Genomic DNA, 9,844 nt, shown 5'->3' with positions numbered 1-9,844 from the left:
CAAGATCCGCGGCCACCGCATCGAACTCGGCGAAATCGAAACCGCACTCCGCCGACTCCCCGGCATCACCGACGCCGCCGCAGCCGTCCACCACGGACGCCTCGTCGCCTACCTCATCGGCACCACCAACGACCCCAAGGCCTCGCTCGGCGGCATCCTCCCGCACTACATGCTCCCCAGCGCGTTCCTCACCCTGGACGCACTCCCCCTCACCCCCAACGGAAAGATCGACCGCAAGGCCCTCCCCGCACCCGACCCCTCGGCTGCCGTATCCGGACAGCTCCCCGGGCGCAATCCCCGCGAGGTGGCACTCTGCGAGATCTTCGCGGAGGTCCTCGGGCTGCCGGTCGTCGGCATCGAGGACAGTTTCTTCGACCTCGGCGGCCACTCGCTGCTCGCCACCAAGGTCGCGTCCCGGATCCGGGCCCGGCTGGGCGCCGAGGTCGCCATCCGTACGCTCTTCCAGGCGCCGACGGTCGCCGAACTCGCCGCCCGCCTGGACGACGCCGAGGCCCCCGTGCGGCCCGCTCTGGCCCGGGCCGCCGAGCGCCCCGCCGAGCTGCCGCTCTCCCCCGCACAGCAGCGGCTGTGGTTCCTGAACCAGCTGGAGAGCGGTTCGGCGACCTATCACCTGCCGTTCGCCGTGCGCCTGACCGGCACCCTGGACGTCGCCGCACTGGGCGCGGCGCTGAGCGATGTCGTGGCCCGCCACGAAAGCCTGCGCACCGTCTTCCCCGACAACGGCGGCCGGCCGCGGCAGCGGATCATCCCCCCGGCCGAGGCGCACCTGGCCCTGCCCGTCACCGGGACCACCCCCGACGCGCTGCCCGGGGTCCTGGCCGCCTCGGCCGCCCGCGGCTTCGAGCTGGGAGGCGGACTCCCGCTGCGTACGGAGCTGTTCCGGCTGTCCGACGACGAGCACGTCCTGCTCCTCGTCCTGCACCACATCGCCTCCGACGGCTGGTCCGTCGCCCCGCTGGCCCGCGAGCTCACCGAGGCCTACGCGCTGCGGCGGGAGGGGTCGGCTCCCGACTGGGCGCCACTGCCCGTCCAGTACGCGGACTACACGCTGTGGCAGCGCGAACTCCTCGACACCGTGTCGGACGAGCAGCTCGCCCACTGGAACACGGCGCTGGCCGGCATCCCGGAGGAACTGGAGCTGCCGGCCGACCGTCCGCGGCCCACCGTGCCCAGCCACCGCGGCGGCACGGTCGGGTTCCGTGTCGACGGCGGGCGGCACGCGGCGGTCACCGCGCTGGCGCGCACCCAGGGTGCGAGCACCTTCATGGTGCTGCAGGCCGCGCTCGCCACGCTCCTGTCGAGTCTCGGCGCGGGCGAGGACATCCCGCTCGGAACGCCCGTCGCGGGACGTACCGATCCGGCGCTCGACGACCTCGTCGGCTTCTTCGTCAACACCCTGGTGCTGCGCACGGACCTGTCCGGCGACCCGACCTTCCGGGAGCTGCTGGACCGCGTACGCGCCACGGACCTGGCCGCCTACGCACACCAGGACCTGCCCTTCGAAGCCCTGGTCGACGCCCTCGCACCCAGCCGGTCGCTGTCCCGGCACCCGCTGTTCCAGACCATGCTGGTGCTGCAGAACAACGCCTCCGCCGACCTCGCCCTGCCCGGTCTGCGCGTCGAGGCCGTCCCGGTCCGCAGCGGCACCGCCAAGCTGGACCTGGCCTTCGAGCTGACGGAGCGGCACGGACCCGACGGGGCACCGGACGGCATCGACGCGGTCCTGGAGTACAGCACCGATCTGTTCGACGAGGCGACGGCACGGTCGATCGCGGATCGGTTCGCCCATCTCATCGGCGTGCTGACCAGTGACCCCGACCTCCCGATCGGCCGTGTCGACGCCCTGCTGCCGGCCGAGCGGGAGCGCGTACTCGGCGACTGGGCGGGGCCCGTGCAGGACGTCGAGGTGGCTCCGGTGCACGAGCTGTATGCGGCCAGGGCGGCCGCGCAGCCCGGGCAGCCGGCCCTGGAGTTCGGCGAGCAGGTCCTGTCGTTCGCCGAGCTGGACGTCCGCGCGAACCGGCTGGCCCATGAGCTGGCCGCCCGCGGCATCGGGCCCGGCGACCTGGTGGCGCTGCTGCTGCCGCGCTCGCCGGAGATGGTCGTCGCGCTGCTCGCCGTGCTCAAGGCGGGGGCCGCCTATCTGCCGATCGACGCCGCCTATCCGCAGGACCGCATCGCGTACATGCTCGATGACGCCCGGCCCGCGCTCGCCCTGACGATGGGCGTCGAATCAGCGGGCCTGGGCACCTCGGACGTGAGCCGGCTGCTGCTCGACGATGCGGACGTACGCGCCGCGGTCGCGGCCCGGCCCGCCCGCGCGCTGGCAGACGCCGACCGGACGCGGCCGCTGACCGTACGTGACCCCGCGTACGTCATCTACACCTCCGGCTCCACCGGACGTCCCAAGGGCGTCGTCGTGGAGCACCGCACGGTCGCCGTGATGGTGGCCGACCAGGGCCCGCGCATGGACATCGGACCCGGCACGCGCTGGCTGCAGTTCGCCTCGTACAGCTTCGACGCCGCGACATGGGAGCTCGCCATCGGGCTGCTCTCGGGCGCGACGATGATCCTTTCGACGGCCGAGGAGCGCGGCCCGGGCGCGCCCCTCGCCGAGCTCGTGGAGCGCACCGGCACCACCATGGTCTGCCTGCCGCCGACGGTCCTGTCCGCGTGGCCGGCCGACCGGCCGATGCCCGTGGGCGTGCAGCTGGTCGTGGCGGGCGAGGCCTGTCCGCCGGAGCTGGTGGAGCGGTTCTCCCGCGGGCGCGTGATGCGCAACGCGTACGGGCCGACCGAGGCCACCGTGTGCGCGAGCATCAGCGAACCGCTGTCCGGTGCCGTCAAGCCCCCCATCGGGTTCCCTCTGCACAACACGCGGCTGTACGTCCTGGACGCGCGGCTGCGGCCGGTGGCGCCGGGCGTGATCGGCGAGCTGTACATCGGCGGCGACCAGCTGGCCCGCGGCTATCTGCGGCGGCCCGAGCTGACCGCGAACCGCTTCGTCGCCGACCCGTACACCACCACGCCGGGCGGCCGGATGTACCGCTCGGGTGACCTGGTGCGCTGGAACGCCGACGGCAGCCTCGACTACGTGGGGCGCGTCGACGACCAGGTGAAGTTGCGCGGCTTCCGCATCGAGCCGGGCGAGATCGAGGGCGTCCTGCTCGCGCGGGACGACATCGCGCGGGCCGCGGTGATCGTCCGTGAGGACCGGCCCGGCGACAAACGCCTCGTCGCGTACGTCGTCGCCCCGGGTGCCCCCGTGGACGTCAGGGAGATCCGCGCGCGCCTCGCCGCCGAACTGCCCGAGCACATGGTGCCGAGCGCCGTCGTCGTCCTCGACGTCCTGCCGCTCACCGGCAACGGCAAACTGGACCGCCGGGCCCTGCCCGCGCCCGACTACACGCCTGCCGCTGCGGGTCCGGCCGCCGCGAACGAGCGGGAGGCGGCGCTGTGCCGGGCGTTCGCGGAGGTGCTCGGGCTTGAGTCGGCAGGCGCCGACGCGAGCTTCTTCGACCTCGGCGGCGACAGCATCAGCTCGATCCAGCTGGTCGGCAAGGCACGGGAAGCGGGCCTCGCGATCACCGCGCAGGACGTGTTCGTGCACCGCACTCCCCAGGGCCTCGCACTCGCCGCCCAGGCTGCCGGGCGCACCGCGACGGTGGGGGTCGGGGACGGCACCGGACCGGTGCCGGCCACGCCGATCACCGCCTGGTTCGACGCGATCCCCGGGCCGACCGACGGCTTCCACCAGGCTGCCGTGGTCCGGACGCCCGCAGGGGCCTCGTACGAACGGATCGCGGCCGCGCTGCAGACGCTGCTCGACCATCACGACGTCCTGCGCCGACGCGGCGACGTCATCCGGGAAGCCGGGGCGGTACGGGCCGAGGACGTGTTGCGCAGGGTCGCGGCCGACTCCGGCGAGCTGGCTTCCCTCGTCCGCCGGGAAGCCGCCGCCGCCCGGCGGGAACTGGCGCCCGCCAAGGGCGACGTGCTGCGGGCGGTGTGGCTCGATGCCGGTGCCGGGCGGCCCGGCAGGCTGCTGCTCACGCTGCACCACCTGGTGGTGGACGGCGTCTCCTGGCGCATCCTGCTGCCCGATCTGGCCCAGGCCTACGAGCACCCGGACCGGCCACTGGCGCCGGTCGGCACCTCCTTCCGGCAGTGGGCGCTCCTGCTGCACGACGAGGCGCGGCGGGAGGAACGCCGGGCCGAACTGCCCCTGTGGCAGGAGATGTCGGACGGCGGCGACCCGCCGCTCGGCTCGCGGCCGCTCGACCCCGGGCAGGACACCGCGGCCACCGCCCACCGGTTGCGGCTCGAACTGCCCGCCGCGTACACGGCCGAACTGCTCACCACCGTGCCGGCCGCCTTCCACGCCGAGATCAACGACGTGCTCCTGGCCGCGCTCGCACTCAGCGTCGCCGACTGGCGACGCGGGCGCGGTGAGCCGCAGGACGTGCTCGTCGACCTCGAAGGGCACGGGCGCGAGCCCGTCGTGCCCGGCGTCGATCTGGCCCGCACGGTGGGCTGGTTCACCAGCACGCACCCGGTACGCCTCGATGTGGGCCTGTGCGACTGGGACGAGGTGTGGGCGGGCGGGCCCGCGCTCGGCCAGGCGCTCAAGGAGGTCAAGGAGCAGCTGCGCCGGGTGCCGGACCACGGCATCGGCCACGGTCTGCTGAGCCGGCTCGACGCCGGCTCGGCGGCCCTGCTCGGCGCGTACGCGGCTCCGCAGCTCGGGTTCAACTACCTGGGCCGGATGGCGCTTTCGGAGCCGGGCGACTGGCAGGTCGCGCCCGAGTCCCTGGACGTCGCGGCCGGCACCGATCCGCAGATGCCGCTGCCGCACGCACTCGGGGTCAACGCACGCACCGAGGACCTGCCCGACGGCCCCCGCCTGGTCGCCGAGTGGGCATGGGCGGGCCGCACGGTCGCCGACGCCGACGCCGAGGCGATCGCCCACGGCTGGTTCAGGGCACTGAAGGCGCTGGCCGGGCATGCCGCACGGCCCGAGTCCGGTGGCTTCACGCCCTCGGACCTGGAGCTCGTCGAGGGACTCGACCAGGGCGAGATCGACGAGTTCGAGAACGAATTCGCACACGAGTGGGGGAACGAAGGATGAGCACGACCGCACCTGGTAAGGCACCGAAGGGGCCACGTCCGGCGGGCGGCCTGAGCGACGTACTGCCGCTGACGCCACTGCAGGAGGGCCTGCTCTTCCACGCCGTGTACGACCGGCAGGAACTCGACGTGTACGCGGTGCAGCTCGTCCTCGACCTCGAGGGACCGCTGGACCGCGGCGCGCTCAAGGCCGCCGCGGCCGGCGTCCTGGCCCGGCACCCGAATCTGCGGGCGGGCTTCCGCTACCGCAAGAACGGGCAGCCGGTCCAGCTGATACCGCGCGAAGTTCCCGTTCCCTGGAGGGAGGTGCGGGAAGCGGGCGATCTGGAGGCGCTGACCGACCGGGACCGCACCGAGCCGTTCGACGTGGGCCGGCCGCCGCTGATCCGCTTCACCCTGATCACCACGGGTACGGACCGCCACCGGCTCCTCGTCACCTGCCACCACATCCTGCTCGACGGCTGGTCGATGCCGCTGCTGCTCTCGGAGCTCTTCACCGCCTATACCGCCGGCGGCGACGCCTCCGTGCTGCCCGCCGTCACTTCGTACAAGAGCTACCTTTCCTGGCTGAACGGCCAGGACGAGCAGGCCGCGGCGGCGGCCTACCGGGAGCTGCTCGCCGGCCTGGAGGAGCCGACCCGGCTCGCACCGGCGCCGCCCGGCCGTGCACCGGTACTGCCCGAGCAGCACGTCGCCCGCCTCGACGCCGCGTCGACGGCGCGCCTGACCGAGTGGGCACGCGCGCGGGGCGTCACCCTGTCCAGCGTGCTGCAGGGTGTCTGGGCCGTCGTCCTCGGGGCCCTGACCGGCCGGGACGACCTGGTGTTCGGCACCACCACGTCGGGGCGTCCGCCGGAACTGCCGGGCGTCGAGTCGATGGTCGGCCTGTTCATCAACACGCTTCCCGTACGTCTGCGCACACCCGCCGCGCGCACCCTCGCGGAGGTCGTGGAGTCGGCCCAGGAGCAGCACACCGCGCTGCTGCCGCACCAGCATCTGGGCCTCTCCCGCATCCAGCAGGACGCGGGCCACGGTGAGCTGTTCGACACCGTCATGATCTTCGAGAACTATCCGCTGGACCCGGACGCCCTGCGCACGGCCGTACCCGGTCTCACGGTCACGGGCATCAAGGGCCGCGACGCCACCCACTATCCGCTGTCGCTGCTCGTGCTGCCCGGTGACGAGCTGACGCTGCGGCTCGACCACGCGCCCGACCTCGTCACCGCCGAGGAGGCCGCGGCGCTGTCCGGGCGGGTGCTGCGGCTCCTCGCGACGCTCCCCGACACGGCCGACCTGCCGCTCTCCCAGCTGGAGCTGCTCGGTGCGCAGGAGCGGGCGACGCTGCTCGTCTCGTACAACGACACCGCCCGCTCCTACCCGCGCCACGCCCTGCGCGAGCAGCTGGCGGCGCGCGCCACCGCCGCCCCGGACGCGCCCGCGCTGCGCTGCGGGGCCGAGCGGCTGAGCTACACGGATCTGCACGCTCGCGCCGACCGGCTCGCCCACGAGCTGGTGGCGCGGGGTGCGGGGCCGGGAGCACTGGTGGCCCTCGCGCTGCCGCGTTCGACGGACCTGATCGTCGCGACGCTCGCCGTCGTCAAGGCGGGCGCCGGCTACCTGCCGCTCGACCCCGACTACCCGGCCGACCGCATCGGCTACATGCTCGACGACGCGGCGCCCGCCCTCGTGCTCACGACGACCGGCGTCGCGGCCGCGCTGCCCGCCGTCACCGAGCGCGCCCACCTGACCCTGGACACGGCGGCTCCGCTGCTCGCGGACCGGCCGACCGGGCCGGTGGGCACCGCGGACCCGGATCCGCTGGAGACCGCCTACACGATCTACACCTCCGGCTCGACGGGCCGGCCCAAGGGCGTGGTCGTCCCCCAGGGCGCCCTGATCAACCTCCTGCACGACATGGCCGACCGGTTCCGCATCGAGGGCGGGGACCGCTTCCTGTCGGTCACCACCTTCGGCTTCGACATCTCCAATCTGGAGATCTTCGTTCCGCTGCTCACCGGCGCCGAACTGGTCCTCGCCGAGCGCGACACCGTACGCGACCCGTCCGCGCTCGCCGCCCTGATCACCGGCAGCGACGCCACCGTCATGCAGGCCACCCCGACCCTGTGGCACGCCCTGGTCACCGAGCACCCGGAGAGCCTCGCCGCGCTGCGTGTCCTGATCGGCGGCGAGGCCGTCGGCGAACCGCTCGCCGACGCGCTGCGCGCCGCGTGCCGTGAGGTCACCAACGTCTACGGGCCCACCGAGACGACCATCTGGTCGACCGCGGCCGCCCTGGACGGCGAGCGCGGGGGTGTGCCGCCGATCGGCCGGCCCATCGCCAACACCCAGGTGTACGTCCTCGACGACGCGCTGAGGCCTGCTCCGGCAAGTGCCGTCGGCGAGCTCTACATCGCCGGTGACGGTGTGGCGCGCGGCTACCACGGGCGGCCCGCGCTGACCGCGACCCGTTTCGTGCCGGACCCGTTCGGTCCGCGGGGCAGCCGGATGTACCGGACCGGGGACGTCGTGCGCTGGGGCGCCGACGGGCAGATCGAGTACATCGGACGGGCCGACCACCAGGTCAAGATCCGTGGCTTCAGGATCGAGCTCGGCGAGATCGAGTCGGCGCTCGCGGCCCACCCCGGGGTGTCCCAGGCGACGGTCGTGGCGCGCGAGGACCTGCCGGGCGGTGCGCAGCTGGTGGCCTACACGGTCGGTACGGCCGCTCCCGGGGCACTGCGCGCGCACCTGGCCGAGAGCCTGCCCGCGCACATGGTGCCCGCCCTGTACGTGGCGATGGACGCGCTGCCGCTCACCGCGAACGGCAAGATCGACCGCAAGCTGCTGCCCGCGCCAGCCCAGGGTGCGCGCACCGCGGCCCGTGCACCGCGCACGCCTCAGGAGCAGCTGCTGTGCGAGGTGTTCGGCGAGGTGCTCGGGCTGCCCGCGCCCGTGGGTCCGGACGACTCGTTCTTCGAACTCGGCGGCCACTCGCTGCTCGCCACCCGGCTCACCGGCCGGATCAGGACGGCGCTCGGCGCCGATCTGCCGGTCCGCGCGGTCTTCGACGCACCGACCCCGGCCGGCCTCGCGGCCCGCGTCGCGGACGCCGGGGAGGCCCGGCCCGCTCCGGCGCCGGCCGTGCGCCCGGACGTGCTTCCCCTCTCCCCGGCCCAGCAGCGGCTCTGGTTCCTCGCGCAGCTGGAGGCGGGCAGTCCCGCGTACAACATCCCGGTCGCCGTCCGCCTGAGGGGAGCCCTCGACGTGGCCGCGCTGCGTGCGGCGGTGCGGGACGTGGTCGTACGCCATGAGGCGCTGCGCACCCGCTACCCGGACACGGACGGGCGTGCCCGCCAGGAGATCGTGGACGCCGAGTCGGTGCGGGTCGACCTGCCGGTCTCCGCGCCGGGCGGGGACGCGGTGCGGGCGGCGGCGAGGCGCGGCTTCGACCTGGCTTCCGAACTGCCTTTGCGGGCGGAGCTGTTCCGGCACTCGGACGAGGAGCACGTGCTGCTGCTCGTGGTGCACCACATCGCGGCCGACGGCTGGTCGGTGGGCCCGCTGGGCGCCGATCTCGCGCAGGCCTACGAGGCGCGCCGCGCGGGCGGGGCGCCGGTGTGGACGCCGCTGCCGGTGCAGTACGCGGACTACACGCTGTGGCAGCGCGAGCTCCTCACCGCCGTGTCGGACGAGCAGCTCGCCTACTGGCGCGAGGCACTGAACGGCCTTCCCGACGAGCTGGAGCTGCCGGCCGACCGGCCGCGGCCCGCAGCCCCCACGCACCAGGGCGGGCAGGTCGGCTTCCGTATCGACGCCGCCCTGCACGCGGCGGTCGGCGACCTGGCCCGGGCCCAGGGGGTGAGTACCTTCATGGTGCTGCAGGCCGCGCTCGCCGCCCTGCTGTCCAAGCTGGGCGCGGGCGAGGACATCCCGCTCGGAACGCCCGTCGCGGGACGCACGGACCCGGCGCTCGACGGACTCGTCGGCCTGTTCGTCAACACCCTGGTGCTGCGCACGGACCTGTCCGGCGACCCGACCTTCCGGGAGCTGCTGGACCGCGTACGCGCCACGGACCTGGCCGCCTACGCACACCAGGACCTGCCCTTCGAAGCCCTGGTCGACGCCCTCGCACCCAGCCGGTCGCTGTCCCGGCACCCGCTGTTCCAGACCATGCTCACGCTGCACAACACGCCGGATTCCGCCGTGCGGCTGGCGGGCCTGGAGTCGGAGCCGCTGCTGATCGGCACGGGGACCGCCAAGGCCGACCTGGCCTTCGAGCTCTTCGAACGGCGTACGGGGGAAGGGGCCGCCGACGGGATCGAAGCGGTCCTGGAGTACAGCACCGATCTGTTCGACGAAGCGACGGCACGGTCCTTCACCGAGCGGCTCACGCATCTGCTCGGCGCCCTCGTGGCGATGCCCGATCGGCCGGTGCGCGAGACCGGGGTGCTCCTGCCCGCCGAGGCCGCGGCGGTGCGGGCGGGCTGGGCTGCGACGGCGGTCGAGGAGGCGTACTGCGGGGTGGTGGAGCGGGTGCGGCTGCACGCCTCCGAGCAGCCGGACAAGCTCGCGGTGCAGGATCCGCAGGGTTCTGTTTCGTACGGTGAGCTGGTCGCTCTCGCTTCGGCCCTGAGCCGCCGACTGGTCGCGGCCGGGGTCCGTCCCGGATCACGCGTCGCGATGCTGTGCGAACCCG

Annotated in this window: 2 protein-coding genes; both read left to right on the top strand. The window is 73.9% G+C overall.

The window, feature by feature from the left end; all coding sequences use genetic code 11:
• On the top strand, nucleotides 1-5,149 hold a 5,149-nt coding region (locus tag E6U81_RS39070; RefSeq protein WP_136234736.1), incomplete at its 5' end, for a non-ribosomal peptide synthetase.
• On the top strand, nucleotides 5,146-9,844 hold a 4,699-nt coding region (locus E6U81_RS39065), incomplete at its 3' end, for a non-ribosomal peptide synthetase (protein WP_136234735.1). The genes E6U81_RS39070 and E6U81_RS39065, both read left to right, overlap by 4 nt.

The sequence above is a fragment of the Streptomyces sp. A0592 genome (assembly GCF_004795115.1).
GTDB classification, from domain to species: domain Bacteria; phylum Actinomycetota; class Actinomycetes; order Streptomycetales; family Streptomycetaceae; genus Streptomyces; species Streptomyces erythrochromogenes.
The sequence above is the reverse complement of the archived record's forward strand: the minus strand, read 5'-3'. Positions and strand labels throughout refer to the sequence as shown.